Origin of the sequence: Xanthomonas boreopolis, from assembly GCF_046529185.1 — a bacterium.
GTDB lineage: Bacteria > Pseudomonadota > Gammaproteobacteria > Xanthomonadales > Xanthomonadaceae > Pseudomonas_S > Pseudomonas_S boreopolis.
Map to the genome: position 1 here is coordinate 220407 of NZ_CP097162.1, position 26729 is coordinate 247135.

The following is a 26729-nucleotide window of genomic DNA, read 5'->3' on the forward strand; positions in this document are numbered from 1 at the left end:
CCCTGCCGTTCCCGCGCAGGCGGGACACATCGGCAGGGCCCGATAACGCCGACGGGATCCGGCCGCGATGGCGACGGCGGATCAGGCGCCCGTCGCCGGCAGCCAGACCAGCAGCGCCACGCCCAGCGCGATGCGGTACCAGGCGAAGGCGGTGAACTTGTGCGACTTGATGTAGCCGAGCAGCCACTTCACCACGGCGAACCCGGTCACCACCGCGGCGGCGAAGGCCACGCCGACGTCGATGAAGTCCTCGCGGCCGATGCCGCCATCGTGGAACAGCTCCAGGAACGCGTAGCCGCTGGCCGCGAACATCGTCGGGATGCCGACCAGGAACGCGAATTCGGCCGCCGCCGGGCGCTTGCTCAGGCCCAGCAGCATCGCCACGAAGATGGTGGTGGCCGAACGCGAGGTGCCGGGGAACACGCCGGCGACCACCTGCGCCAGGCCGACCGCGATGGCGACTTTCCAGGTCACCACGTCGCGCTCGGGCAGGCGTCCGGCGAAGTGCTCGGCCACCATCATCCAGACGCCGCCGATGATCAGCGCCCAGGCGACCGGCTGCACCGTTTCGGGCAGTTCCCAGCCGGCCTTGCGCACCACCAGGCCGACCACCGCGGTGACCGCGAAGGCTCCGACCAGCTTGGCGACGTAGTCGCGGTTGGCGCGGTCGCCCAGCCCGGTGGCCAGCGCCCACAGCCGTTGCCGGTAGACCAGGGTGATCGCCAGGATCGCGCCGGCCTGGATGACGATGTTGAAGAAGTCCGAGCGCCGGCCCAGCCATTGCTCGGCGATCAGCAGGTGGCCGGTGGAGGACACCGGGAGGAATTCGGTCAGGCCTTCGAGGATGCCCAGCAGGAGGGCGGAGAACAGGTCGGACATGCCGGGGCGCTTTCCGGGGACGTGAGGGGCTCCCAAGCATAGAGCATGCCCACCTGTGAACCGCTTAATCACCAAAATGGTGCAATCATTGCGATGTGCACCAACATGGGTCTGCAATGTGAGTGCCGCGTGAAACCATTCCCATACGAATCAATGGGTTGGGGCGGTGCGGGAGTTGGCACGGCGATTGCTGTAGAGCAGGCACATTCACCACTCCACTCACCCGAGGTTTTCTCCGATGTCTGCGGAAAATGTTGAGAAGCTGATCAAGGACAACAAGGTCGAGTTCGTCGACCTGCGTTTCGTCGATATGCGCGGCGTGCAGCAGCACGTGACGTTCCCGGCCAGCATCGTGGAGCCCTCGCTGTTCGAGGAAGGCAAGATGTTCGACGGCTCCTCGATCTCCGGCTGGAAGGGCATCAACGAGTCGGACATGGTGCTGCTGCCCGACGCGGACACCGCCTACCTGGATCCGTTCTACGCCGATCCGACCCTCGTGCTGACCTGCGACATCCTCGATCCGGCCACCATGCAGGCCTACACGCGCGACCCGCGCGGCATCGCCAAGCGCGCCGAGGCCTACCTGAAGTCCTCCGGCATCGCCGACCAGGCCTTCTTCGGCCCGGAGCCGGAATTCTTCATCTTCGACTCGGTCCGCTTCGCCAACGACATGGGCCACACCTTCTTCCAGATCGGTTCGGAAGAGGCGGCCTGGAACACCGGCGCCAAGTTCGAGGGCGGCAACAGCGGCTATCGCCCGGGCGTGAAGGGCGGCTACTTCCCGGTCCCGCCGACCGACTCGCTGCACGACCTGCGCGCGGAGATGGTCAAGACCCTGGAGCAGGTCGGCATCGAGACCGAAGTGCACCACCACGAGGTCGCCACCGCCGGCCAGTGCGAGATCGGCACCAAGTTCAGCTCGCTGGTCAAGAAGGCCGACGAACTGCTGACGATGAAGTACATCATCAAGAACGTCGCCTACCGCAACGGCAAGACCGCGACCTTCATGCCCAAGCCGATCGTCGGCGACAACGGCTCGGGCATGCACGTGCACCAGTCGCTGGCCAAGGGCGGGCAGAACCTGTTCTCCGGCGACGGCTACGGCGGCCTGTCGCAGCTGGCGCTGTGGTACATCGGCGGCATCTTCAAGCACGCCAAGGCGATCAACGCGTTCGCCAACTCGGGCACCAACAGCTACAAGCGCCTGGTACCGGGCTTCGAGGCGCCGGTGATGCTGGCCTACTCGGCGCGCAACCGCTCCGCTTCGTGCCGCATCCCGTGGGTCTCCAACCCGAAGGCGCGCCGCATCGAGATGCGCTTCCCCGATCCGCTGCAGTCCGGCTACCTGACCTTCACCGCGCTGATGATGGCCGGCCTGGACGGCATCAAGAACCAGATCGACCCGGGCGCGCCGAGCGACAAGGACCTGTACGACCTGCCGCCGGAAGAGGAGAAGCTGATCCCGCAGGTCTGCTCCAGCCTCGACCAGGCGCTGGAAGCGCTGGACAAGGACCGCGAGTTCCTCAAGGCCGGCGGCGTGATGAGCGACGACTTCATCGACGGCTACATCGCGCTGAAGATGCAGGAAGTCACCAAGTTCCGCGCGGCGACCCACCCGCTGGAATACCAGCTGTACTACGCCAACTGAGCAACCGCGGCGATGGCGAAGGCTCCCCCTCCCACCTTCGCCATCGTCGCACCCTCTCCCGCGGCTGGGGAGTCGCGGGAGGGAACGCCAGGCAACACGCCGGCGCGCTGATGCGCCGGTCTCCAGGGGCAAGAGAGAACGGGCCGGTTCGCGGGTCTTCGCCCTCCTCCACGTTCGCGGGCGTCGTGGCGCCCGCAGGAGGCCCGGAAACGGTTCGCGCAAGCAGTGGGGCGCCGCATGGGCGTCCCGGGTGATTCGAAACCGCCGGTCGGCGCAATGCCGGCCGGTTCCTTCCACCATCGGGGTATGCGCATGAAACTGATCACCGCCATCATCCGGCCGTTCAAGCTCGACGAGGTGCGAGAAGCCCTGTCGCAAGCGGGCGTGTCGGGCATCACCGTCACCGAGGTCAAGGGCTTCGGGCGGCAGAAGGGCCACACCGAGCTGTACCGCGGCGCCGAGTACGTCGTCGATTTCCTGCCGAAGATCAAGATCGAGACCGTCGTCACCGACGACCGCCTGGACGCCGTGGTCGAGGCGATCCAGACCGCGGCCGGCACCGGCAAGATCGGCGACGGCAAGATCTTCGTCACCGCGATCGAGCAGGTCGTGCGTATCCGCACCGGCGAAATCGGCGCCGACGCGCTCTAACCCCCACTCGGAGACCTCGACATGAAGATTGGTCTTTTCGCCGGGTGGAAGGCCCGGTTCTACACCGTTTGCATGCTGATGCTGCTCAGCGCGCTGGCCGCGCTCGGCGGCGCCAATACCGCCCACGCCCAGGACGGCGCGACCCAGACCGCGCCGGCCCCGACCGAGCCGGTGGCCACCGAGCCGCTGCCGGATGCGCAGGCCGCCGCCGCGGCGCCGGCCGCCGAGGCCGAACCGGCGCCGGTGGTCGAGAAGGGCGACGTCGCCTGGATGCTCACCTCCACGCTGCTGGTGCTGCTGATGGTGGTGCCCGGACTGGCGCTGTTCTACGGCGGCATGGTGCGCGCCAAGAACGTGCTGTCGGTGCTGATCCAGGTCGCGGTGGTGTTCTCGACGATCGCGATCCTGTGGGTGGTCTACGGCTACAGCCTGGCGTTCTCGGGCGAGGGCCCGTGGGTCGGCAACCTCGACAAGGCGCTGCTGAAGGGCGTGAGCATCGAGACCCTGGCCGCGACCTTCACCAAGGGCGTGAGCCTGCCGGAGTACGTGTTCGTCGCGTTCCAGTGCACCTTCGCCGGCATCACCGGCGCGCTGATCGTCGGCGCGTTCGCCGAGCGCGCGCGCTTCGCCGCGGTGCTGCTGTTCGCGGTGATCTGGTTCACCTTCGGCTACCTGCCGCTGGCGCACATGGTCTGGGCGACCGGCGGCTTCCTGTTCGAGAAGGGCGCGCTGGACTTCGCCGGCGGCACCGTGGTGCACATCAACGCCGGTATCGCCGGCCTGGTGGGCGCCTACTTCGTCGGCAAGCGCACCGGCTTCGGCCGCGAGGCGATCAAGCCGCACAACGTCACGCTGACCTTCGTCGGCGCCTCGCTGCTGTGGGTGGGCTGGTTCGGCTTCAACGCCGGTTCCAACCTGGAAGCCACCGCGGGCGCCGCGCTGGCCTTCCTCAACACGCTGCTGGCGACCGCCGCCGCGGTGCTGGGCTGGTCGTTGACCGAGAAGATCGTCAAGGGCAAGTCCTCGGCGCTGGGCGTGGCCTCGGGCATGGTGGCCGGCCTGGTCGGCATCACCCCGGCCTGCGGCACGGTCGGTCCGTTCGGCGCGATCGCCATCGGCCTGGCCTGCGGCGTGCTGTGCGTGTGGGGCGTCACCGGCCTGAAGAAGCTGCTGGGCGCGGACGACAGCCTCGACGTGTTCGGCGTGCACGGCCTGGGCGGGATCATCGGCGCGATCCTGACCGGCGTGTTCTCCGCCGCGTCGCTGGGCGGCCAGAAGGGCGAAGGCTACGACATGCTGCACCAGGTCTGGATCCAGACCGAGGGCGTGCTGATCACGCTGGTGTGGATCGGCTTCGTCTCGGTGGTCGGATTCCTGGTCGCCAAGGTCGTGTTCGGCCTGCGCGTGGCCGAGGATGCCGAGCGCGAGGGCCTGGACATCACCTCGCACGGCGAGTCCGCCTACGAATCGTAAGCAAGCAGTGCCGGTCCGCGGGCGGCCCGCGGACCGGCGTTTTCCCCCGAATATCCAATGTCGTCGTCGTGTCGGGACTCCTTGGGGCGGAGCACCCGGAGCCCGTTCCATCGAGGTGTCCGCATGCTCGTCCGCCCCGCATCCGCCGTCGCTCCCGCCGCACCCGCCGTCGCGCGCGGCTTGCAAAGCGGCCTGGCCGCCGCTGCAATGGGCCATGGCCACGCGCATACGCTTCGCTTTTCCCCTGCTGCCCGTGCTGATGGCGGCGCTGCTCGCCTCCTGCGCGCACGTGGCGCGCAACCCGATGGCGCAATGGGTGCCGTCGCCGAACCACAACCCGCGCCAGCCGGTGCTGATCGTGCTGCACCACACCGAGCAGGACTCGGTGGAGCAGAGCCTGCGCACGCTGCGCACCCGCAACAGCGGCGGCAGGGTCAGCGCGCATTACCTGGTCGGCAAGGACGGCGCGCTGTACCAGCTGGTGCCCGACAGCGAGCGCGCCTGGCATGCCGGCGCCGGCCGCTGGGGCACGATCGGCGACGTCAACTCGGCCTCGATCGGCATCGAGCTGGACAACAACGGCCATGAACCGTTCGCGCCCGAACAGATCGCCACGCTGCTGCGGTTGCTCGACGACCTGTGCACGCGCTTGCGCATCCCGCGCAGCGAGGTCATCGGCCATGCCGACCTGGCGCCCGGCCGCAAGACCGACCCGAGCCGCTTCTTCCCCTGGGACAGGCTCGCCGCGGCCGGCTTCGGCCTCTGGCCCGATCCTGCCGACGGTCCCGCGCCGGCCGGCTTCGATCCCTGGCTGGGCCTGCAGGCGCTGGGCTACCCGCTGGACGACCCGGCTGCCGCGGCCGGCGCGTTCCACCGCCATTTCCGCGGCCGCGACGACCTCGGCGGCACCCTCGATGCCGAGGACGCCCGCATCCTGCACTCGCTGCTGCGCCAGCAACGCCAGCGCTGAGGCGCGTTCAGGCGTCCGGCCGGCGCTTTGCACTACATTGGTGCAATGCGCATGACGACCGCCGTCCTTCCCTCGCTCGAGAGCCTCGGCACTCCGGTGGCCTGGGCCGATGCCGACGGCCGCGTGCGGGGGGTCAACCCGGCCTTCGCGCGCTGGCTGGGGGTCAGCGCCCGGCGCGTGCAGGACCAGCCGCTGGCATCGCTGGAGATGCAGGGCGACGCGATGGCGCGGTTCCTGGTCAACCAGGAACGCGACGTGCTGCGCCTGCACCGGGTGGCGATCGGCCTGCCCGGCGAGAGCCCGCGCTTCGCCGAGGGCTGGCTGACCCGCCTGGACGATGGCGGCTGGCTGCTGGAAGCGCACCCGGTCGACGAGTTCCCCGCGCTCGATCCCACCCACGCGCTGCCCAGCGCGCTCAGCGCCGCGCTCAAGGGCCTGGCGCACGAGCTGCGCAACCCGCTGGCGGGGCTGAAGGGCGCGGCGCAGCTGCTCGCGCGCCGCGCCGCCAACCGCGACCAGGACGAGCGCGAGCTGATCGACCTGATCGGCGCGGAGATCGAGCGCCTGAACACCCTGCTGGAACGGCTGCTCTCGCCCGCGCCCGCGCGCCCGCACGAGGGCCTCAACATCCACGCCGTGCTGGAACGCGTGCTGCGCCTGGCCGAGAGCGAGGGCGGCTGGTCGGTGCGGCTGCAGCGCGACTACGACCCGAGCATCCCCGAGATCCTCGGCGATGCCGACCGCCTGACCCAGGCCGTGTGGAACCTGGTGCGCAACGCGATCCAGGCCGGCGCCAGCGTGGTGACGCTGCGCACCCGGGTCGAGCACGGCCAGCGCATCCGCGACCGCGTGCACGCGATGTCGCTGCGGTTGGAGATCGTCGACGACGGCGGCGGCGTGCCGGAGGAACTGACCGAGCACCTGTTCCTGCCGCTGGTGAGCGGGCGCGCCGAAGGCAGCGGCCTGGGCCTGGCGCTGGCGCAGCAGGTCGCGCGCGAGCACCACGGCACGCTGACCTTCCGTTCGCGCCCCGGGCATACCGTTTTCACCCTGCTGCTGCCGCAACTGAGCGGCGAGCACGAGAAGGAGCACCTCCATGGCTGACGTCGATCCCGCCTCGCACCGCATCTGGGTGGTGGACGACGACCGCTCGGTACGGTTCGTGCTGTCGACCGCGCTGCGCGACGCCGGCTACACCGTGGACGGGTTCGACAGCGCCTCGGCGGCGCTGCAGGCGCTGGCGGTGCGGCCGATGCCGGACCTGCTGTTCACCGACGTGCGCATGCCCGGCGACGATGGCCTGACCCTGCTCGACAAGCTCAAGTCGCGCCATCCGCAGCTGCCGGTGATCGTGATGTCCGCCTACACCGACGTGGCCAGCACCGCCGGTGCGTTCCGCGGCGGCGCGCACGAGTTCCTGTCCAAGCCGTTCGACCTGGACGATGCGGTCGCGCTGGCCGCGCGCGCGCTGCCCGATGCCGACGAGCAGGGCGCGGCGGGCGCGGTCCCGCCGATCGCGGAAGGCAGTACCCAGCTGATCGGCGATACCCCGCCGATGCGCGCGCTGTTCCGCGCGATCGGCCGGCTCGCGCAGGCGCCGCTGTCGGTGCTGATCAACGGCGAGACCGGCACCGGCAAGGAGCTGGTCGCGCGCGCGCTGCACAACGAGTCGCCGCGCGCGCGCAAGCCGTTCGTCGCGCTCAATACCGCGGCGATCCCGGCCGAGCTGCTGGAGAGCGAGCTGTTCGGCCACGAGGCCGGTGCGTTCACCGGCGCGACCAAGCGCCACAACGGCCGCTTCGAGCAGGCCGACGGCGGCACGCTGTTCCTCGACGAGATCGGCGACATGCCGCTGCCGCTGCAGACCCGGTTGCTGCGCGTGCTGGCCGAGAACGAGTTCTTCCGCGTCGGCGGGCGCGAGCTGATCCGCGTCGACGTGCGCGTGATCGCCGCGACCCACCAGGACCTGGAGGCGCTGGTCGAGCAGGGCCGGTTCCGTGCCGACCTGCTGCATCGCCTGGACGTGGTGCGGCTGCAGCTGCCGCCGCTGCGCGAGCGCCGCGCCGACGTGGCGCAGCTGGCCGAGAACTTCCTGGCGATGGCCGCGCGCAAGCTCGACACGCCGCCCAAGCGCCTGTCGGCGGCCGCGCTGGAGGCGCTGCGCCGGCACGACTGGCCGGGCAACGTGCGCGAGCTGGAGAACGTGTGCTGGCGCCTGGCCGCACTCGCCACCGCGGACGTGATCGACGCCGGCGACGTCGATGCGGCGCTGTCGCGCAACCGCCGCCCGGCGCGCGTGGCCGAGGAAGGGGAATGGGACGTGCTGTTGGCGCACTGGGCGCGCCAGCGGCTGGACGAGGGTGCGCAGGGCCTGCACGCCGAGGCGCGCGAGCGTTTCGACAAGGCGCTGCTGGAGGTGGCGCTTCAGGTGACGCAGGGGCGGCGGGCGGAGGCGGCTGCGCGGTTGGGGGTAGGGCGGAATACGGTTACGCGCAAACTGGGACCGGGCAGGAGGAGGCGTTGAGGGAGTGGGGGTTTTTACGCTGTCTGTCCCGATCACGTTCTTTCTCGCTGATTGTTTCCTCGCGCTGGCGCTCCTGCCCGCCGCCTTTCTCGCGATCCATCCCATTCGCGCAATTTCCCCAAACGTAATCCCACCGTCGTCTTTGTGGGAGGGACTTCAGTCCCGACACTTGGCCGGTACAGCCCGTCGGGACTGAAGTCCCTCCCACAATCACTACTCAAGGCGAACAGCGCCTTTGGCAATGGCACCAAGGGCAAAGCTTTCGCCTTCCGGCGAGTCACTTCAACGGCAAAATCACGAGCAGCAGCAACAGCAACAGCGCCGTTACGGATTGCAACGATCCTCTTGCCGCCGTCCCCTACTCGGAAGCGCCCCGCACGCCGGGCAGCGCCAGGAACACCGTGCTCCACAGTTGCGCGGCATTGGACTCGTCGGCGTCGCCGTGGCGTTGTCCGAACGGCACGACGCGGTAGTGGCCGTCCTCGTACGCCCAGGACCACAGTTCGGAGGTGCGTACCTCGGGCGTGGCCTCGATCGCCTTCCATAGTTGCCGGCGCGCTTCGGCGATGCGGGCGCGGGTGGCGGCAGGCAGGTCTTCGCGGCGCTGCTGGCGCTCCAGGCCGGCCGCCAGCAGGGCCTGTTGCCACGACCACACCACGGTGCCGTGGTAGGCATCCGCACCGAACGCCGGTTGCAGCGCGGGGGCGTATGCAGGATTGGCGACCAGCAGGCCGATGCCGGTCATCAGCCCGGCTGGGAAGGGGCGCAGCATCGATGCGAGCAGCCGCTCCACTTCGGCCGCCGGGGGATCCAGGAACAACAGCGCGAAACCGCCGTCGGAGTTCAGCACCGGCACCGGCTGGCCGTCCGCCTTCAACGCGAGCGCGTCGAAGCGCAGCGGCGCTTGGCCCAGGGCGGACAGCGCGGCGGACGGGTCCACGCCGATGCGCCGGGCATAGGCGGTCACGGCCGCGCGCGCTTCGTCCGGGGTGCGTTCCAGCGCGAACAACGGCGGGGCGTGCTCGCGCCAGCGGGCCGCCATGGCCTTTGCCGTGGCGAGCTTGCGCGCCTGCCCGGCCTCCAGGTACGGCCGCAGCGCGGGCAGCGCCGCCAACCGCGCTGCAGCCTCGAGCGCGGCCGGCACCAGCACCGCGTTGACGTTGTACGGGTAACGGCCGCCACCGAGCCCCTGTTCGCTGTCGCGCCACTCGCCGGTGGGATGGCCCGGGAGCAGGCCGACCAGGTTGTCCAGGCGCGGCTCGGCGGCGAAGGCGGCGGTGCGATCGACCACCCAGGCGAGATTGCGCGCCAGGGCGTCGCCGTAGCGTTCGCCGCTCGTCGTGGTGCGCGCCAGGAACTCCGCGGCGTGGGTCCGGCCGTCGGCGCTGTCGAGCAACCATGCCGCCGCCACCGGCGCCAGCATGAAGTCGTCGTCGATCATCTTGTAGTCGTACAGCGGCGTGGCGTCGCCGCGCCGGCCCGCGGCGCGGTGCCGCAACACCGCGAACTCGCCGATGTCCTCCTCGTGCGCGACCTCGCCGTCGCGATCCAGGCGCTCCAGGACGGAACCCAATCCGGCCTCCACCGCCTCGGGCGCCAACGCGGGCAGCAGCAGGCGCAGCGAGAGCAGCGTGTCGCGGCCGAAATAGGTATCGAAGCGCCAGGAGCCGGCGAGCAGCTTCTCCCGGTAGGCGAGGAACTCCAGCGCCTGCCGGCTGCGCGGGTCGGTGCCTGCCTCGGCGGAGAACAGCTGCGCGGGCGACAGCGGCGCCAGCGGCGTTTCCCCGGTCAGGGCGACGATGCGCAGGCGCAGCGGCGCGTGCGCGGGCGCGTGCAGCACGACCGGGCGCCCCGCGCCGCCTTCCGCGCGGCCATCGAGCACCTCCACCTCCAGCGCGTAGCCGGCGGCGCCGTCGAGGCGATCGCGGCTCCAGCGCAGCCGTTGCGGCTCGATCCCGGGCTGCACCTCCGAACCGGCGGGCTGGGTGCCCTTGGCCTGCACGTCGCGCAGCACGCGGATGCTGCCGAGCGCGGCGGTCCTCACCGTCAGCGTCGGCGCGTCCACCGTGGCTTCCAGCGAGATGCCGCGCAACGGCCGGCCTTGCCCGTCGCGGCGCTGCACGCCCTGCAGCTCGCCCCGGAGCCGCCAATGCACGGGCGCCGCGGTCGGCTCGAACCACAGGCCGGCGCCGCTGTTGCCGGCGGGGAACGCGACCAGCAGGCGCGGCCGCGCGCCGTCGCTGAGCAGGGCGTGCGCGGCGATCTCGCCTTGCCGGTAGAAGCGGTTGTCGATGTCGCCCTCGCGGATGTCGAAACGCAGGGGCGATGCGCCGGCGGCCGGCGTGTCGACGGCGGAAGGCGTGGCGGCGCCCGCGGCGCCGGCGGTGGAAAGCAGCATCAGGACGGCCAGCCAGCGCATGCGCGCGGCCCCGGCGTTGCAGCGGAGAAGGGGCATGCGGGGATCCGTGGCTCAGAAATCGTAGGTCAGGCTCAGCAGCAGGTTGCGCCCGAGGATCGGCCGCGCGTAGAAGGCGCCGGACAACCCCGTGCCCTCGGCGAAGCCCGAGCGGGGATTGCCTTCGGTCAGGCCGACCTCGTTGGTGATGTTGTCGAGGTTGGCCTGCAGCATCCATTGCGGCGCCAGCCGGTAGGAAAAGCCGGCGCTCCACACGCCGTAGCTCGGCAGCTCCAGGGTGTTGGCGATGTCCGAATAGATCTTGTCCACGTAGTGGTAGGAGACGTAGACCTCGCCGCGGCCGTCCGGCAGCAGCAGGCTCGGGGTCACGGTGACGTTCACCGGCGGCGTGCGCTCGGGCTTGTTGCCGTCGAACAGGCGCGCGAAGCCGGTGCCCTGGTCGTTGGTGATCTGCACCTCGGACTTCTGCACCACGCCGGTGGCCTGCAGCTGGAACAGCGCCACCGGCTTCCACGTCACGTCGAACTCCACGCCGTTGGAGACGATGTCCGAGTAGAAGCGCACCTCGGTGGCCGCGCCGGGCGGCAGGCGCGAGAACAGGAAATCCTTGTACGTGGTGCGGAAGCCGGTCAGCGACGCGGTCAGCGTGCGGTTCTGGAAGCGCACGCCGACCTCGCCGAAGTCGATCTTGACCGGGTCGAAGCGGCCGTTGGCCTGGAAGCCGCGCGCGTAGCGCGCATACAGCGAGAAGTTGTCGCTGAGCAGGTAGGTGCCGCCGAGCGTGGCCGCGGTCTCGTTGAAGCCGCTGTCGTAGCGGTTGTAGCGGCCGGTGAAGGCGCCGCCGCCGAACTGCGCCAGGTAGTTGTTGGCGATGACGTCGTCCACGTCGTTGCCGGCGGCGTCGAACGCGCCCGCCACCGGCATCATCGCCTGCGAGATCCCCTCGTCGAAGCGGATGTCGTAGTGCTCCTGGCGGATGCCGCCGTCGATGCGCAGGCGGTCGGTGACCTGGAACTCGTCGTTGAGGTACAGCGAGTAGGAATCGGCCTTGTAGCGGTTGTTGCTGTCGCCCCAGCTGCTGTAGTTGAGCAGGCCGTTCTCGGTGAGGTAGCCGACCACGTTGCCGGCGGCGTCGAGCGCGACGATGTCCATCCGGTCCGGGCGGTCCCGCACTTCGCTGACGAAGGTGGAGGCGCCGATGTTGGAGTCGCGCACCCGGCTGTGGAAGTACAGCAACCCGGCGGTGAACGTGTTGCGCTCGCCCTCCCAGGTCAGGCTGGCGTCGTTGACGAACTCCTCCACGTCGCGGCGGTTGGAGCCGGTGATGCTGTGGGTGAGCAGGCCGTTGCCGTTGAGCGCGTCGAGCGCGCCCGCGCCGGCGATGACCTCGCCGGTGCGCACGCGCTGCAGGCCGGCCTGGACCGCGCCCTGCGCCGCGAAGCGGTCCAGCAGCACGCCGATGTCGGCGAAATTGTCGCGGTCCAGGCGGTAGGTGGCCGGCACCAGCGAGGCGTTGTCGGAACTGAACACCGCGTTGAAGCGGCTCTTGAAGTCGGTGTAGCGGCCCTTGGAACGGAAGGTCAGGCCGTCGTTGATGTCGTACTCGAAGTGGTAGCCGGGCGCGAACGCCTGCACGTGCACGCCGTCGCGCGCGTCGTTGCGGCGCCACGCGCTGCCGCTGGCCGGCGGGGTGCGCACGTCCATCGTCGCGTTGTCGCGGCTGAGCATCGATCCGCTGTTGGCGTCCAGGCCGGGCAGCGAACGCGGGTCGCCCGGGTCCTGCAGCGGGATCGGCAGCAGGAAGGTGTTGTGGTCGTTGACCAGCTTCAGGTCCAGGCCGAACTCGCCGCGGTCGAACATGCGGCCGATCGCGGCGCGGAAGATGCCGCCGCGGTCGGCGGTGAAACCGGGGTCGCGCACGCCGTCGGAGCGGCGGTAGAAGCCGCCGACGCTGTAGTGCCAGTCCTCGTTGATCGGCCCGCCCTGCCACAGGTCGACCCGGCGCGTGCCGAAGTCCGACAGGGTCAGGCGCACCGTGCCGGCCGGTTCCGCGCCGGGCTTGCGGGTCAGGAAGTTCACCGTCGCGCCCGCGCCGTTGACGGTGAGGATGCCGGAGGTGCCGCCGCGCACCGCTTCCATGCGGTCGATGCTCACTTCCTGCTTGAGGATCGTGTCGGCCAGGGCATTGGTGTAGAACACCGGCAACCCGTCCTCGGACAGCTGCACGAACTGCTGGCTGCCGCCGGGCATGCCGCGCACCGAGAAGTTGTTGGAGATCTCGCCGCCGGAAGCCTCCACGAACATGCCCGGGATCATCTCCAGCGCCTGCGCGGTGCTGCGCGGCGACTTGCGGTCGAGCGCGGCGCGGTTGGCCACGGTGATCGCCGAGGAGGATTCCAGCACGGTGCGGTGCGCGGCGGTGGTACCGGTGACGATCACCGCATCGAGGGTCTGCGCGCCGTTCGCCGGCGGGGCCTCGATCACCAGCACGTTGTCGCCGGCCGGGCGCGCGCGCAGGCCGGTGCCGGCGAGCAGCAGTCGCAGCGCCTCGTCGGTGCCATGGCTGCCGGCGAGCGCGCTGCTGCGCTTGCCGGCGACCGTGGCCGGGTCGAAGACCAGCTGCTGGCCGGTGGCGCGGCCGAACGCGATCAAGGCCTCGCCCAGGTCCTGGGCCGGGATGTCGAAGGCGATGCGCGAGGCCGGCGCCGCCGGGGCCTGGGCCAGCGCGGCCAGCGGCATCGCCGAAGCCAGCAGGGCCGACTGCAGGCAGGCACGGATGGCGTTGTGCTTCAAACGAGTGGGCAATCGCATGGGGCTCTCTCTCCGGTAGACGACGGCGCATGGCGCCGCTGCTACCAGGGAAGACGCACGAGAGCGGCGAACCCACACCTGCCCAGCGACGGGCCGAGCGGCCCGGACCGTCCTCAGCGCCGTTCCAGCACCGTGGTGTCGCCGCCGCTGCGTGCGTGCAGCGGCAGCAACGCGGTCACTCCCGAGACGAAGGCGGCGCTGTCGCCGGCCTTGAACATGCCGCTGATCCTCAGCTCGGCCAGGTTCGCCTCGCCGAGCTCCAGCTTCATCTTGCTGTAGCGGTTCACGCGCGCGATGGCCAGGTCCAGCGGCTCGTCGTGGAACACCAGCAGGCCGTCGCGCCAGGCCTGTTCCTGGCCGGCATCGATGCGGGCGACCTGGCCGCCCTGTTTCCGCGGGCCGCCGGTCCAGGCCTGCCCCGGCGTCAGCCGCTGCATCGACCGGAGGCTCGCGCTGCCCGTGCGGGCGCGCTCCACTTCGACGCTGCCTTCGTACAGCACCACTCGCACCTCGCCGGCGAGCCGTTCCACGCTGAACTGGGTGCCGGTGGCGATCACCCGCGTGTCGTCGGCGCGGACCACGAACGGGCGCGCCGGCTGCTTGGCGACCTCGAACGCGGCCCGCCCCTGGCGCAGCCGCAACTGCCGCAGCTGCTCGCCGTAGCGCACCTCCAGGCGGGTGTCGGCATCGAGCGTGACCCGCGAACCATCGTCCAGCACGACGGTGCGGCGCTCGGCCAAGTCGGTGCGATAGACCTCCGGCGCCAGCCTCCACCACAGCCCCAGGCCGACCAGCGCCAGGCAGGCGGCCGCGGCCAGCGCATACCCGGCACGATGGCGGCGGCGCGAGCGCGCCGCATCCTCGCGCGCGGCCCGGCGCAGCGCCTGCATGCGCGGGTGCTCGGCCGCCGCGCCGACCGCGTGCCAGGCCTGGCGCGCCCGTTCCAGCAGGCGCGCGTGCTCCGGGTCGGCGTCCAGCCAGCGCGCCAGCGCCTGCTGCTGCGCTTCGGACAAATCCCCCGCGGACAGGTGCAGGCACCACTCGGCGGCGGTCTCGGCGGCGGATGCGCTTCTCATCAGGGCTGCTCCAGCCGCGCGCTCAGCACGGTCATCGCGCGCAGCAGGTGCTTCTGCACCGCGCTGACCGAGATGCCGTAGCTCCTGGCGATGTCCGCCTGGCTGCGGTTCTCCAGGCGGAACTGCAGGAAGATCGCGCGCGTGCGCGGCGGCAGGCCTTCGAGCGCGGCGACGACCCCGTCCAGCGCCTGCTGGCCGGCCAGCACCCGCGAGGGATCCAGCATTTCCACTTCATGGTCGGGTTCGGACGAGGCGTGCAGGCGATGCAACGCCCGCACCTTCTCGCGGCGCGCGCGGTCGCGCAACAGGTTGGTGGCGCTGCGGAACAGATAGCCGTCCTCGTGGGCGCGATGTCCGGCCGGCGAGGCGGCCAGGTTCGCGAACACCTGGTGGGTCAGGTCCTCGGCCTCGCTGGGATCGGTGATGCGGCGGCGAAAGAACGACAGCAGCGCCGGCCGGTACCGCTGGTACAGCGCCGTCATCGAGCCGGCTGGCCATGCTGTCGCTGCGTGCCGCGCGCGCAGTTTCCGGGTGGTCATGACGCCGGGACTATAGGTCGGGGCCGCGGGCAAGGCTTGACACATTGCAGCAAACACCGCGGCGGCGCGCGTTAGACTGCTGGGCTGCGGCTTCGCTCGCGCCTTCATGGACCGTGCACGCCGCGCTGCCTAGGTTTGTCCGCCAAGGAGACATTCGATGCGTCACCGAACCCATGCCATCGCGGGAGCCGCCGTGCTGGCGCTGCTTGGAGGCTGCAGCAGCGCGCCGCCGCCGACGCCCGCCCCGCCGCCGGCGACCACGGTCGTGCCCAAGGTGCAGCGCGCCGAGGCCGCATTGGCATCGGCGTCCGGCAGCCTGGTCAGCGGCCGGGTCGTGCTGTTGCCGGCGGTGCAGGGCCTGCGCATCACCGGCACCATCGGCGGATTGCGCCCGGGGCGCAGCTACGGCTTCCACGTGCACGAGCGCGGCGACTGCAGCGCGGTGGATGCGAGCAGCGCGGGCGCGCACTTCAACCCGACCGCCGCGCCGCACGGCCGCCCGGGCGCGGCGCCGCACCACCTCGGCGACATGGACAACCTGGTGGCCGACGACGAAGGCGTGGCCCAGCTGGACCGCGTGTTGCCGGGGCTCAGCCTGGGCACCGGCCGCGCCGACGACATCCTCGGCAAGGCGATCGTCGTGCACGCCGATCCCGACGACTACCGCAGCCAGCCGGCCGGCAATTCCGGCGTCCGCCTGGCCTGCGGCGTGATCAGGGCCGCGTCCCGCTGAGCGGCCATTCCCCCTGGGCTCCGGCCCTGTCCCGTAGAGGAGAACCACGCATGCGCACGATCCCGACCCTGCTTTTCATCGCCATCACGTTGGCGCTGGGCGCCTGCAAGCGCGAAGAACCCGCACCGGCGGCCGAACCCGCCGCGACGGCCGACCAGGCGGCCGCCCCGGCCGGCGAGGACCGCGCCTCCGAGCCGCCTGCGCAATCGGGCACCACGCAGCCGGCGCCCAGCAGCGCCACCGCCGAGCTCAAGCCGACCCAGGGCAGCACGGTGAACGGCAGCGTCACCTTCAAGATCGTCGACGGCGCGCTGCGCGTGAGCGGGCAGGTCACCGGCCTCAAGCCCAACAGCGAGCACGGCTTCCACATCCACGAGAAGGGCGACTGCAGCGCGCCGGACGGCTCCAGCGCCGGCGGCCATTTCAATCCCGCGCAGAGCGAGCACGGCAGCATCGCCCACGATCCGCACCACGGCGGCGACATGCCGAACATCGTCGCCGACGCGCAGGGCAACGCGACGATCGACGGGCCGGTGTCCAGCAACGTGAACCTGGGCAAGGGCGATTCCTTCGACATCGCCGGCCACGCGGTGATCGTCCATGCCGATCCGGACGACTACAAGACGCAGCCCACCGGCAACGCCGGCGGCCGCCTCGCCTGCGGCGTGATCACCACCAATCCGTGAACGCGCACAGGGAGCCGGCCTCGCCCGGCTCCCTGCGGATGGCAGGCGGATCAATACGCCATGTGCACCAGCGGGAACGGCCTGCCGGCCGAGTCCGTTTCCGAGCGGCCGACGTCCTTGAAGCCATAGCGCGAATAGAACCCATGCGCGCGCGGATTCTGCTCGTTGACGTCGACGGTGAGACGCGGGTGCAGGGTCCTGACATGGTCGAGCAGGCGCGTGCCGGTACCATGCCCGGCCAGTTCGGGGTCGACGAACAGCATTTCCACCTGCGCGCCGTCGATGCCGATGAAGCCGGCGATGCGGCCCTGCGCCGTTTCCTCGATCCACGCCGCGACATTCGGCAGATACACGTCCCTGACCTGCGGATAGAGGTCCGCGATGTCCTGTTCGCTCAGGAAAGCGTGGGTGGCGCGCACGGCGCGATGCCAGATGTCGACCAGGATGGGATCGTCCGCGGCGACGCGAGCACGGATGTTCATAACACGCTCTAGGGCATTTTCGGAATCGAGTGACGACACATGGGATGACTGTGGGAGGCGGGATCCGCAAGCGCCCGAAATGAAAATGCGCTACGCGCCGGCCAGCGCCGCGCGGGCGTCCTCGCCGTTCTCGATGTGCACGTACAGCACCGGGATGCCGTGCGCCTCCAGGACCGCGGCCATCTGCCGCTGGCGGGCGAGGAACTGCTCGTATACGCCGCGCAGGCGCTCGCACTCCTGGCGATCCTGCCCGTAGTGCGCGCACCAACTGGCGGGATCGAACAGCGCCATGCGCACTTCGCCGCCGGCGTAGCGCAGCAGCGGCTCGGGCGGGGCATCCAGCCATTCCTCCTGCTCCGGCGCCAGCAGTGCGACCTCGATCAGCGGCCACAGCGCGGCCAGGCCCTGGTTGTCGTACTGCATCGACATCATCGCGGCCAGGTCGTGCACGGTCAGGTAGCGCGCGTGCTCGATGCGCGCGCCGAACGCGTCCTGCGCCAGCAGTGCGGTATCGGCCTGGGCCATGCCCTGCGCCAGCAGCACGTCCTCCAGCGCGGCGGCGACCTGCCGCACGATGGCCGGGTCGCCGCTGAGCAGGAACGGCAGCACGCGCAGGCTGCCGCCGCCGAGCGTGGCATCGGCCTGGAACGGCAGGGGGACCTGGCCTTGCGCGTCGGCGCCGAAGGCGAGCACGCGCGGTCCCTGGTTGCGGCCGGGAGCGCGCGCCTGCAGTTCGTCGAGCCGGCGATGCATCGACCAGCCCGGCCGGAGCACCTCGGCCGGATCGAAATGCGCCGCGGCGAAGCTCAGCTCCAGCTCGCGCACCTGCGGCACCCACTGCGCCAGGTCGCGGCCGACCCGCTCGGCCAGCGCGCCGGCCTGGTCGGAGGAAAGCGCGGCCACGCGCGGGACGGTGCCGCCGGCCAGTTCGAGGGCCAGTACGCCGAGGGCGGTGGTGCCGAGGTCGCTAGTGCTCATGGTTCGCGGTTGGCCCATCACGGGGTCGAGGCTACACTTCGGCCATTATGCCTGCCGTCCCCGTGCAGGCCACCCCGAGTCTTCCTTCCATGCCAGGTCCCTCGATGTCCTCTCCTCGCCCCGTCGCCATCCTGGGCGGCGTCCGTATTCCGTTCTGCCGCCAGAACACCGCCTACTCGGACGTCGGCAATCTCGGCATGTCGGTACGCACGCTCGGCGCGCTGGTGGAGCGCTTCGGGCTGCACGGGCAGCAGCTCGGCGAGGTGGCGATGGGCGCGGTGATCAAGCATTCCTCGGACTGGAACCTGGCGCGCGAGGCCGCGCTGTCGTCGGGGCTGTCGCCGCTGACGCCCGGCATCACCCTGCAGCGCGCCTGCGGCACCTCGCTGGACACGATCATCCACATCGCCAACAAGATCGCGCTCGGCCAGATCGACTCGGGCATCGGCGGCGGCTCGGACACCACCTCGGACGTGCCGATCGTCTACGGCAGGAAGCTGCGCGCGCGCCTGCTCGCCGCCAACCGCGCCAAGACCACCGGCGACAAGATCAAGGCGATGCTCTCCGGCTTCCGCCTGGGCGAGCTCAAGCCGGAATTCCCCGGCGTGGCCGAGCCGCGCACCGGCAAGAGCATGGGCGACCACTGCGAGGACATGGCCAAGGAATGGAACATCTCGCGCGAGGCGCAGGACGAATGGGCGGTGTCCTCGCACAAGAAGCTGGCCGCGGCCTACGAGAGCGGCTTCTTCGAGGACCTGATCGCGCCGTTCCGCGGCGTCAGCCGCGACAACATCCTGCGCCCGGATACCTCGGTGGAGAAACTGGCGACGCTGAAGCCGGCGTTCGACAAGGTCTCCGGCCGCGGCACGCTGACCGCCGCCAACTCGACCCCGCTCACCGACGGCGCCGCCGCGGTGCTGCTGGCCAGCGACGAGTGGGCGCGCGCGCACGGCCATGAGCCGCTGGCCTACCTCCGGGACGCGCAGGTCGCCGCCGTCGATTTCGTGCATGGCGAAGGTCTGCTGATGGCGCCGACCGTGGCGGTGCCGGAGATGCTCAAGCGCCAGGGCCTGGCCCTGCAGGACTTCGACATCTACGAGATCCACGAGGCGTTCGCCGCCCAGGTGCTGTGCACGCTGCGCGCCTGGGAGAGCGAGGACTACTGCCGCAACCGGCTCGGCCTGGACGCGCCGCTCGGCCGGATCGACCCGGCCAGGATCAACCCGCTGGGTTCCTCGCTGGCGACCGGCCACCCGTTCGCCGCCACCGGCGCGCGCATCGTCGCCACCGTCGCCAAGGAGCTGAAGCAGCGCGGCGGCGGCCGCGCGCTGGTGTCGATCTGCACCGCGGGCGGCATGGGCGTGGTGGCGATCGTCGAACGCTGATTTTCCTGCGCAGCGGGAAAATCGCCCGAGCTCGTGCTCGCAAAACCTCGGGCCCCGGCTCCGTGGCTTCCAAATCCGCCTTCCGCGCGCCCCCTTGAACTGCAGGAGGCTATGCGCCGGATAGCGCAGCGGCGCGCGCCGCGATGGGACTGGTATCAGCCGCGCAGGCGCGGATGGCCGAACTCGTCGCGTTCCTCGGGGACGGCCTCGTCGGCGATGCGTTGCTGCAGGTCGCGCAATGCAAGGTCGAGCGCAGGTTCGCCGCGCGCCACGCGCAATGCGTTGGCGTAGCACTGCTGGGCGGTGCGGTCCTGGCCGGCGGCGGCGAAGCCGTGGCCGAGTTCCTCCCAGCCTTCGGCGCCGACACCTTGCGCGATCGCGCGATGCAGGAACTCCTCCGACTGCGCGGCCTGGTGCTGGTGCCGGGCCAGGCGGCCCAGGGTCAGCAGCAGCGCGGGGCTGTCCGGATGCTGGGTCAGCCAGCGTTGGGCGCTGGCGCGGCGCGAGTCGTACTTCTCCATCGGCAGCAGGCCGTACAGGCGCGCCAGCGACTCGTCCCAGCGGCCGTCCAGCGCCTGCTCCAGGCTGTGCAGGGCGGCATCGTCCCAGCGCAGCGCGGCGGCACGCGAGGCATAGGCCGCCGCGACCGACGGCATCGTGCGCAGCGACTTGGGGACGCTTTCCCAGCGCACGGCCAGGGCATTGGCATCGCCGGCCTGCTGCAGGGCCTGCGCGGCCAGCCGGGTTTCCAGCTCGCCATAGGCCTGCCCGGACAGGACCTGCTGCTGGCGCAGCGCGCCCAGCTGGCCATAGGCCTCGTCGGCCCGTCCGATCCGCGCCAGCGCCTCGGTGCGCAGCAGCAGCCCGCGCGGCGGCAGCGGTTGCGCGCCGGCCACGTCGAGCGCATTGATCGCGTCCACCGGGCGGTCCTTCGCGAGCAAGCGCTCCGCCTGCAGCAGCGCGTGGGCCTGCGGGTCGCGCTCGCCGAGCCTGCGCGCGAACGCCTCGACCGCGGCATCGTCGCCGCGCGCGTCGGCCACGCGCACCGCGCTGGCCAGCGCGATCGCGCCGACCTCGTCGTCTTCGCTGGCGGCCGCCAGCAGCTTCTCGGCCCTGCCCCACTGGCCGTGCTCGGCGGCGCGCAGGCCTTCGATCAGGCGGGCGCGGCCCTTCTTGCGGCGATAGCGGTTCCAGGTGCGGAACGGCAGGCTGAGCAGCGTCCACAGCAGCCACAGCACCAGCAGCGCGATCACCAGCAGCAGCAGCGCCTGCGGGCCCGGCGCCACGTAGTCGTTGCCGCCGGCGCGGACGATCACTTCGCCGACGTCGTAGCTGGTCTGGCGCGAGAGCCATTGCGCGCCGAGCACGCCCAAGGCCACGGCGACCAGCAGGATCAGCAGGGTACGCAGCGGTTTCATGGTCCGTTCCTCCCTTCACGCATGGCCCGCAACTGCAGCAGGGTGCTGCCCAGTTCGGGCGTGGCCGGCCGCAGCGGGGCATGCTGCAGCCGGGTCAGTTCGGCACGCAGGCGACGCAGCGCCGCGCTGTCCGGCCACAGCCGGACGAGCCAGCCGTCGACCCGCGCCAGCGCCTGCTTCCAGGCCGTGGCGTCGCCGCGCTCCAGCGCCGCGCGCGCCAGGCTGATCTCGATCTGCAGCGAATCGCGGGCGCCGATCCGCTGGGACCGGGCGACCAGCACGTTGCCGCGCGACGGGCGCACCTGGACCAGCGGCGAGAGCAGCTTCTGCCACCAGGGGCGCGCGTCCCCGGCCGCATCGGCCGCCTGGGCGGGCAGCGCGTCGAGTTGCCCGACCAGGCGTTCCAGCTCGCCGCCCAGCGCGGCCTGCGGGCCGGCGCCGAGCGCATCGAGCGCGTTGCGTTCCTGCACCAGGGTCTGGCGCACGTTGAGGTATGCGGGATCGTCGATGCCGGCCAGGGCGCCGGCGGCCAGCGCATAGGCCCTGCGCGCGCCATCCAGGTCGCCGGCGATCGCCAGCCGCTGCTGGCCCTGGCTCAGCAGCAGTTCCACTTCGTCCAGCCGCAGCGCCTGCGCGCCGTGGCGGCTGGGATCGGCGAGCTTGGAGACCGTTTCTTCCAGCAAGGCGCTGCGCTGGCCCAGGCCGAGCATCTCGTCGCGCAACACCCGGTTGGTGGCCGCCGCGTCCTGCAGGCGTTCGCTGGTCGCCCGCTGGTCGCGGCGCAGGGTCTCCAGGGTCTGGTCGAAGACTTCCCAGCGGCGCTGCTCCTCGCCGGCCACGCGGTCGCGCTCGGTGGCGTACGCATGCCAGGCGCGCCAGCCGCCCCAGCCCGCCGCCGCAAGCACGACGACGACCACGGGCAGCATGACCCATGCCCATCGCGGTCGTCGTGGAGTACTCGGCGTCGGATCCATGCGGCCTCCTGGCTGTGGCACGGCGTTGGAAGCCGCCGGCGTCGCGCAACAGCATGGCGTGCGTCGCGTCGCGACGGCAAGACGCGCGCGCGCAATGGCACGTCCTAGTTCAGCCAGGTATGCGCGGTGTCATCGCCGCCGCGGCGGCTTTCGCGAGCTGCGCGGGCATCGGGCCTTCGGCGCGGTGGACCTCGATGAACCCGTGCTCGCGCGCGTACGCGGCCAGGCGCTCGCTGGCCGCGACCACCGGTCGCCGGCGCAAGGCCTGGAGCGCATCGGCGGGCAACTGGCGCAGCAGGAGTTCCAGCGCCTCGCCGCTGCTGAGGGCGAGCACGCTACGGGGCAGGACGCGTTCCAGCCGCCGGATCGCCTGCGCCGGCAGCGCGACCGGAACCCGCCGGTAGACGTCGGCGCGCAGGACCGCGACGCCGCGGGCCTGCAGGTCGCGCGCGATCACGCCGCGCCCGCCGGGAGCGGTGACCAGCCCGATCGCGTCGTAGCGCGCCAGTTGCGGCAAGGCCAGCACGCCTTCGCTGTCCATCCGCGCGGGGGCGAGCACGTCGCGGATGCCGTGCCGGCGCAGCGCGCGCGCGGTGCCTTCGCCGACCGAGACCGCCTGGCGCAGCGCGCCGGCGAACGCCGGGTCGATCGCCTGCGCCGCTGCAACCGCGGCCGGGCTGGTGAACAGCGTCGCCGGGGCGCGCAGCGCGGCCTGCAATGCGTGCCGCGCGGCGGCATCCGGATCGTGCTCGATCCGCCATGGCGAGAGCGCCAGCAACCGCCCGCCGGCGCGCGCGCAGGCGGCGCGCAATCCCGCGTGCGCGCCGGCCGGGCGCAACGAAAGCAGGTACCAGTCATGTGCCGATGGGGTCATTGCGGGCATTATGCGAGCCCTTCGTCGTCCACGGTCGTTGTCCATGCTCCATGCCGATCGCCTGTCACCCGCGCTCCAGAACCTGCAACGGCACCTGGATGCGATGCCGCCCGTGGCGGCGATGCGGATCGCGGTCGCCGGCCTGGACGAGCGCGGCCTGTGCCTGCGCGCGCCGCTGGAGGCCAACGTCAACGACAAGCGCAACGCCTTCGGCGGCAGCCTGGCGTCGCTGATGACCCTGGCCGGATGGAGCTGGCTGAACCTGCACCTGCAGGCGGCCGGCGAGATCGCCGACATCTACGTGGCCGACAGCCAGCTGCGCTACCTGGCGCCGGTCTACGAGGACCTGGTGGCGTGCGCGGCGCCGGCCGAGGGCCAGAGCGGGGACGCGTTCCTGGCGACCTTGCGCCAGCGCGGCAAGGCCCGCATCACCGTGCAGGCGCAGGTGACGCTGCAATCCGGCGTGGTCGCGGCGAGCTTCAGCGGGCGCTTCGTGGCGCTGGCCAAGCGCGAATGAGTACGATGGCGTCCTCTAGAGCGTGTTATGGACTTTGGGATGAGCGCGAAGCGGCCTGGGGCGTGTCGAGACAAGGCGTGCGCTGCAGCCCAGGCTGGCCGCCTGGGCAAAGCGCGCAACGCCGTATCGGCGCGCCCCAGGCCACTTCCCGGATGGCCGTCAGCGGCACGGAGCCGGCGCCGTGCGGCTTGCCTTGGCCACCCGCCAAGGCGGCCCCACGCGACACCGGCTCCGCACCGCTGACGACCCACTCATTTCATTCCAAAGTCCATAACACGCTCCAAGGGGATGCCTCGATGCGCCGACTCGCCTGGTTGTCGATCTGCCTGCTGCTGCTCGCCGGGAGCGCGCAGGCGCTGAGCCGTGCCCAGCAGCGCAGCCTGCAGGAAACGCAGAGCCTGTATGCCGCGGCGGTCCGCTGGAGCGACCTGGACCGCGCCGAGGAGATGGTCGATCCGGAATACCGCGAAAAACACCCGCAGACCGACCTGGAGCGGGCCCGCTACGAGCAGGTGCAGATTTCCGGCTACAGCGAGCTGCGCAGCGGCACCGAGGGCGAGGACCGGGTGGTGCGCGAGGTGGAGATCCGGCTGATCAACCGCAACACGCTGGCCGAGCGCAGCGTGCGGGTCCGCGAGGTCTGGCGCTGGGACCCCAAGGCCAAGCAGTGGTGGCTGGCCTCCGGCCTGCCCGACCTGTGGAAGGGCGAATGACGGCCGGCGCCGCGGTAACCGGCGCGCCCGCCGGCTGTGCGACAATCGCCGGCCCGCTTCATCGATCCCCGTGAGCCCGTGAATCTCGAAGAGCTGCAGGCCTTTGCCGGCCGCAACCCCATGCTGTCGATCGCCCTGGTCGGCCTGACCCTCGCCATCATCGTCACCGAGATCGCGCGGCTGTTCCGCGGCTACAAGGCCATCAAGCCGGTCGAGCTGACCCGCCTGATCAACAGCGACAACGCGCTGGTGGTGGACCTGTCGGCCGCCGCCGACTACGAGAAGGGCCATATCGCCGGCAGCCGCAACGCCGTGGCCGGCAAGTTCGACGCCGGGCACAAGCTGGTGACGGACCGCAAGTCGCAGCCGGTCGTGCTGGTCTGCCGCAACGGCACCGCTTCGGCGGCCGCGGCCAAGAAGCTCAAGCAGGCCGGTTTCGAGAAGGTCTACTGGCTGGAGGGCGGCATTCCCGCCTGGCAGCAGGCCGACCTGCCGCTGGTGAAGGGCCGCGCCTGATCCCTGCACCCTTGTGGTGGCGCTGGCAAGTCCCCATCGCTGTCATGAGATACTTGCCGTTTAGCAAGCGTTCCACCCACCGCATCACTTACCAAGAACCGTTTTCTGGAGTCCAGGAATGTCCGACGAAACCACCAACGGCGCCGCCGCGCCGGCCGAAGCCGCCGCCGGCCCCGCCTTCACCATCGAGAAGATCTACGTCAAGGACGTTTCCTTCGAGTCTCCGAACGCCCCGGCCGTGTTCAACGACGGCAGCCAGCCGGAGCTGCAGCTGAACCTCAACCAGAAGGTGCAGCGCCTGAACGAGAACGCCTTCGAGGTGGTACTCGGCGTGACCCTGACCTGCACCGCCGCCGGCCGTACCGCCTACGTGGCCGAAGTGCAGCAGGCCGGCGTGTTCGGCCTGGTCGGCCTGGAGCCGCAGGCGGTCGACGTGCTGCTCGGCACCCAGTGCCCGAACATCCTGTTCCCGTACGTGCGCACCCTGGTCAGCGACCTGATCCAGGCCGGTGGCTTCCCGCCGTTCTTCCTGCAGCCGATCAACTTCGAGGCGCTGTACGCCGAGACCCTGCGCCAGCGCGCGCAGCAGGGCGAGGCCCCGTCGCTGGCCGATTCCGAGCCGGCCGGCAACGCCTGATCCGGGTTCCGATCAGCGGATGAGCGATCCGAAACGGAAAATCGCCGTCCTCGGCGCCGGCTCCTGGGGCACCGCCCTGGCCGCGCTGGTCGCACGGCACGGTCACCCGACCGTGCTGTGGGGCCGGGACGCGAAGGTGGTCGAAGCGATCGACCGCGACCACGAGAATCCCCGCTACCTGCCCGGCATCGCGCTCCCCGAGGGTTTGCGCGCGACCACCGACCTGGCCGCCGCCGTCGAAGGCGCCGGCTGGATCCTGGTGGTGGTGCCGTCGCACGCCTTCACCGAGACCGTGAAGGTGCTGGCGCCGCTGCGTCCGGCCGAGGCCGGCGTGGCCTGGGCGACCAAGGGCTTCGAGCCGGGGTCCGGGCGCTTCCTGCACGAGGTGGCGCGCGAGATCCTCGGCCAGGACGTGCCGCTGGCCGTGGTCACCGGCCCGTCCTTCGCCAAGGAAGTGACCCAGGGCCTGCCGACCGCGATCACGGTGCACGGCGACGATCCCGGGTTCACCCAGGTCGTGGCCGAGGCGATGCACGGCCCCGCGTTCCGCGCCTATACCGGCGATGACATGGTCGGTGCCGAACTGGGCGGGGCGATGAAGAACGTGCTGGCGGTGGCCACCGGCGTCGCCGACGGCATGCAGCTGGGCCTGAACGCCCGCGCCGGCCTGATCACCCGCGGCCTGAACGAGATGCTGCGGCTGGCCGCGGTGATCGGCGGCAAGCCCGAGACCTTGATGGGCCTGGCCGGCCTGGGCGACCTGGTGCTGACCTGCACCGGCGACCTCTCGCGCAACCGCCGGCTGGGCCTGGCGCTCGGGCGCGGGCAGAGCCTGCCCGATGCGGTCCGCGAGATCGGCCAGGTGGTCGAGTCGGTGCAGACCGCCGACGAGGTGATGCGCCAGGCCGAGGCGCATGGCATCGAGCTGCCGATCTCCAATGCGGTGCGCGCGGTGCTGCACGGCGAGATCACCCCCGAAGCCGGCCTCAAGGAACTGCTGGCGCGCGAACAGAAGCCGGAGTACCCGGATACGTTGTTCAAGTAAACCAGGGATGGTCCGGCCGGGCTCACCGTCGCTCGTCATTCACTGACGTAGTCGGTTATGCATTCTCAAAAAAAGCCCGGCCTTGCGGCCGGGCTTCGAGTGCGACGCGGGAGAGAGGACGCGCCGCAGACGCGCGGTGCGCTTACCAGCTGAAGCGCGGGCCGACCGACCATTCCTTGTCGCCGCCCTTGGCCATCTTGATGTCGCCGTTGATGCCCCAGTTCTGGTTGAGCTTCACCTGGCCACCGAGGCGGCCGTAGAACTCGCCGTCCGGGTTGACGCCGTGCTTCTTGGAGTAGTCCTCGTAGCCGGCCAGCGCGTAGACCTCGAAGTGCTGGCCGAACGCATTGCGCAGGCCGACCTCGGCGCTGTAGCCGTCGAAGTCGTACTTCACGCCGTTCGGCGAGCGGTCCGGGTTGAACTTGTTGTAGGCCACGCGGGCGACCAGGTCGGTGCTCGGGGCGATGGTGTAGTTGTAGCCGACGCCCAGGCGGTACTGCTGCACGTCGAGGTCGCTGTGGTCGAGCGACTGCTTGTTGTAGTCGCCGAACACGCTCCAGTTCGGGTGGAAGGCGTAGGAGCCCTTGAAGCCCCAACCGTCGGCGTCGCCGTTGTCGGCGTTCGTCTTGGTGTAGTTGCCCTCGACGTAGTTGTACGAGAGGTTGTCCGCGGCCGAGGCGGCGAACGGGAGGGCGGCGATCAGGCCGAGAGCGAGCAGGGAAGCTTTCATGTCGTTACCTCTTTATTGGTTATTACGGCGCTGAGGTCGAAGACCGTTCGCTGC

25 protein-coding genes are annotated in these 26729 nt (G+C 70.8%); 14 read left to right on the top strand and 11 right to left on the bottom strand.

Annotated features, from left to right (window positions below; genetic code table 11):
- Positions 1 to 81: 81 nt before the first annotated feature.
- Positions 82 to 879 carry an undecaprenyl-diphosphate phosphatase gene (locus M3M27_RS00910; RefSeq protein WP_140724929.1) on the bottom strand — a complete coding sequence of 266 codons (798 nt, stop codon included), beginning with the start codon at positions 877 to 879 and terminating at the stop codon, positions 82 to 84.
- Between the two features lie 238 nt (positions 880 to 1117).
- On the opposite strand from M3M27_RS00910, the gene glnA reads away from it, so the two are divergent.
- From glnA to ntrC, 6 genes are all read left to right on the top strand, one after another.
- On the top strand, positions 1118 to 2527 hold the full coding sequence (gene glnA, locus M3M27_RS00915) for a type I glutamate--ammonia ligase (RefSeq protein ID WP_140724932.1): 1410 nt from the start codon (positions 1118 to 1120) through the stop codon (positions 2525 to 2527).
- Positions 2528 to 2839: 312 nt separating this feature from the next.
- Entirely contained in the window at positions 2840 to 3178 is a 339-nt protein-coding gene (locus tag M3M27_RS00920; protein WP_140724935.1) for a P-II family nitrogen regulator, read from the top strand.
- Positions 3179 to 3199: 21 nt separating this feature from the next.
- Positions 3200 to 4651, top strand: a complete 1452-nt coding sequence (locus tag M3M27_RS00925) for an ammonium transporter (RefSeq protein WP_140724937.1) — start codon at positions 3200 to 3202, stop codon at positions 4649 to 4651.
- A gap of 214 nt (positions 4652 to 4865) precedes the next feature.
- Positions 4866 to 5621 (top strand): N-acetylmuramoyl-L-alanine amidase, encoded by a 756-nt coding sequence (locus tag M3M27_RS00930; RefSeq protein ID WP_140724940.1) that lies wholly within the window; start codon positions 4866 to 4868, stop codon positions 5619 to 5621.
- Positions 5622 to 5666: 45 nt separating this feature from the next.
- Positions 5667 to 6725, top strand: coding sequence for a two-component system sensor histidine kinase NtrB (locus tag M3M27_RS00935; RefSeq protein WP_434026870.1), 1059 nt, complete (start codon positions 5667 to 5669; stop codon positions 6723 to 6725).
- Positions 6718 to 8145 carry a nitrogen regulation protein NR(I) gene (gene ntrC / locus M3M27_RS00940; protein ID WP_434026871.1) on the top strand — a complete coding sequence of 476 codons (1428 nt, stop codon included), beginning with the start codon at positions 6718 to 6720 and terminating at the stop codon, positions 8143 to 8145. The genes M3M27_RS00935 and ntrC overlap by 8 nt, the downstream gene beginning before the upstream one ends.
- A 358-nt stretch (positions 8146 to 8503) precedes the next feature.
- Here the strand turns inward: ntrC and M3M27_RS00945 are convergent, their stop codons facing one another.
- The 4 genes from M3M27_RS00945 to M3M27_RS00960 all read right to left on the bottom strand — a co-directional run bounded on the left by M3M27_RS00945 (position 8504) and on the right by M3M27_RS00960 (position 14930).
- Positions 8504 to 10600: a hypothetical protein gene (locus M3M27_RS00945; RefSeq protein ID WP_434026872.1), complete on the bottom strand. Its 2097-nt coding sequence runs from the start codon at positions 10598 to 10600 to the stop codon at positions 8504 to 8506.
- Between the two features lie 15 nt (positions 10601 to 10615).
- On the bottom strand, positions 10616 to 13372 hold the full coding sequence (locus M3M27_RS00950; protein WP_434026873.1) for a TonB-dependent siderophore receptor: 2757 nt from the start codon (positions 13370 to 13372) through the stop codon (positions 10616 to 10618).
- A gap of 113 nt (positions 13373 to 13485) precedes the next feature.
- Positions 13486 to 14448: a FecR family protein gene (locus M3M27_RS00955; RefSeq protein ID WP_140724955.1), complete on the bottom strand. Its 963-nt coding sequence runs from the start codon at positions 14446 to 14448 to the stop codon at positions 13486 to 13488.
- Positions 14448 to 14930 carry an RNA polymerase sigma factor gene (locus M3M27_RS00960; RefSeq protein WP_140724958.1) on the bottom strand — a complete coding sequence of 161 codons (483 nt, stop codon included), beginning with the start codon at positions 14928 to 14930 and terminating at the stop codon, positions 14448 to 14450. Before M3M27_RS00960 ends, M3M27_RS00955 begins: the two co-directional genes overlap by 1 nt.
- Positions 14931 to 15144: 214 nt before the next feature.
- Here M3M27_RS00960 and M3M27_RS00965 point away from each other — a divergent pair, with 214 nt between their 5' ends.
- Positions 15145 to 15720 carry a superoxide dismutase family protein gene (locus M3M27_RS00965; protein ID WP_434026874.1) on the top strand — a complete coding sequence of 192 codons (576 nt, stop codon included), beginning with the start codon at positions 15145 to 15147 and terminating at the stop codon, positions 15718 to 15720.
- Between the two features lie 50 nt (positions 15721 to 15770).
- Positions 15771 to 16406: a superoxide dismutase family protein gene (locus M3M27_RS00970; RefSeq protein ID WP_434026875.1), complete on the top strand. Its 636-nt coding sequence runs from the start codon at positions 15771 to 15773 to the stop codon at positions 16404 to 16406.
- A 50-nt stretch (positions 16407 to 16456) separates the two neighbouring features.
- Here M3M27_RS00970 and M3M27_RS00975 read toward each other — a convergent pair whose 3' ends face one another.
- Together M3M27_RS00975 and M3M27_RS00980 are read right to left on the bottom strand one after the other, a co-directional pair.
- The gene (locus tag M3M27_RS00975) at positions 16457 to 16888 is read right to left on the bottom strand and encodes an acetyltransferase (RefSeq protein WP_434026876.1); all 432 of its coding nucleotides are present in this window, start codon (positions 16886 to 16888) and stop codon (positions 16457 to 16459) included.
- 90 nt (positions 16889 to 16978) lie between these two features.
- On the bottom strand, positions 16979 to 17884 hold the full coding sequence (locus M3M27_RS00980) for a hypothetical protein (protein ID WP_434026877.1): 906 nt from the start codon (positions 17882 to 17884) through the stop codon (positions 16979 to 16981).
- Between the two features lie 86 nt (positions 17885 to 17970).
- Between M3M27_RS00980 and M3M27_RS00985 the strand changes: the two genes are divergently transcribed.
- Positions 17971 to 19251 carry an acetyl-CoA C-acetyltransferase gene (locus M3M27_RS00985; protein ID WP_434026878.1) on the top strand — a complete coding sequence of 427 codons (1281 nt, stop codon included), beginning with the start codon at positions 17971 to 17973 and terminating at the stop codon, positions 19249 to 19251.
- Between the two features lie 155 nt (positions 19252 to 19406).
- Here the strand turns inward: M3M27_RS00985 and M3M27_RS00990 are convergent, their stop codons facing one another.
- The 3 genes from M3M27_RS00990 to M3M27_RS01000 all read right to left on the bottom strand — a co-directional run bounded on the left by M3M27_RS00990 (position 19407) and on the right by M3M27_RS01000 (position 22517).
- A complete protein-coding gene (locus M3M27_RS00990; RefSeq protein WP_434026879.1) occupies positions 19407 to 20669 on the bottom strand; it encodes a heme biosynthesis protein HemY in 1263 nt (420 codons plus the stop codon).
- Positions 20666 to 21643: a uroporphyrinogen-III C-methyltransferase gene (locus tag M3M27_RS00995; protein ID WP_434026880.1), complete on the bottom strand. Its 978-nt coding sequence runs from the start codon at positions 21641 to 21643 to the stop codon at positions 20666 to 20668. The genes M3M27_RS00990 and M3M27_RS00995 overlap by 4 nt, the downstream gene beginning before the upstream one ends.
- 109 nt (positions 21644 to 21752) lie before the next feature.
- Positions 21753 to 22517, bottom strand: coding sequence for a uroporphyrinogen-III synthase (locus tag M3M27_RS01000; protein ID WP_434026881.1), 765 nt, complete (start codon positions 22515 to 22517; stop codon positions 21753 to 21755).
- A gap of 43 nt (positions 22518 to 22560) precedes the next feature.
- Here M3M27_RS01000 and M3M27_RS01005 point away from each other — a divergent pair, with 43 nt between their 5' ends.
- From M3M27_RS01005 to M3M27_RS01025, 5 genes are all read left to right on the top strand, one after another.
- A complete protein-coding gene (locus M3M27_RS01005) occupies positions 22561 to 23034 on the top strand; it encodes a YiiD C-terminal domain-containing protein (RefSeq protein WP_434026882.1) in 474 nt (157 codons plus the stop codon).
- A gap of 296 nt (positions 23035 to 23330) precedes the next feature.
- The gene (locus tag M3M27_RS01010) at positions 23331 to 23747 is read left to right on the top strand and encodes a hypothetical protein (RefSeq protein WP_140724990.1); all 417 of its coding nucleotides are present in this window, start codon (positions 23331 to 23333) and stop codon (positions 23745 to 23747) included.
- Between the two features lie 78 nt (positions 23748 to 23825).
- The gene (locus M3M27_RS01015; protein WP_434026883.1) at positions 23826 to 24263 is read left to right on the top strand and encodes a rhodanese-like domain-containing protein; all 438 of its coding nucleotides are present in this window, start codon (positions 23826 to 23828) and stop codon (positions 24261 to 24263) included.
- Positions 24264 to 24381: 118 nt separating this feature from the next.
- Positions 24382 to 24900, top strand: coding sequence for a protein-export chaperone SecB (secB, locus tag M3M27_RS01020; RefSeq protein ID WP_140724995.1), 519 nt, complete (start codon positions 24382 to 24384; stop codon positions 24898 to 24900).
- Between the two features lie 19 nt (positions 24901 to 24919).
- On the top strand, positions 24920 to 25945 hold the full coding sequence (locus M3M27_RS01025) for an NAD(P)H-dependent glycerol-3-phosphate dehydrogenase (RefSeq protein ID WP_140724998.1): 1026 nt from the start codon (positions 24920 to 24922) through the stop codon (positions 25943 to 25945).
- A 142-nt stretch (positions 25946 to 26087) separates the two neighbouring features.
- On the opposite strand, the gene M3M27_RS01030 is transcribed toward M3M27_RS01025, so the two are convergent.
- The gene (locus tag M3M27_RS01030) at positions 26088 to 26675 is read right to left on the bottom strand and encodes an OmpO family porin (protein WP_140725001.1); all 588 of its coding nucleotides are present in this window, start codon (positions 26673 to 26675) and stop codon (positions 26088 to 26090) included.
- Positions 26676 to 26729: the final 54 nt, after the last annotated feature.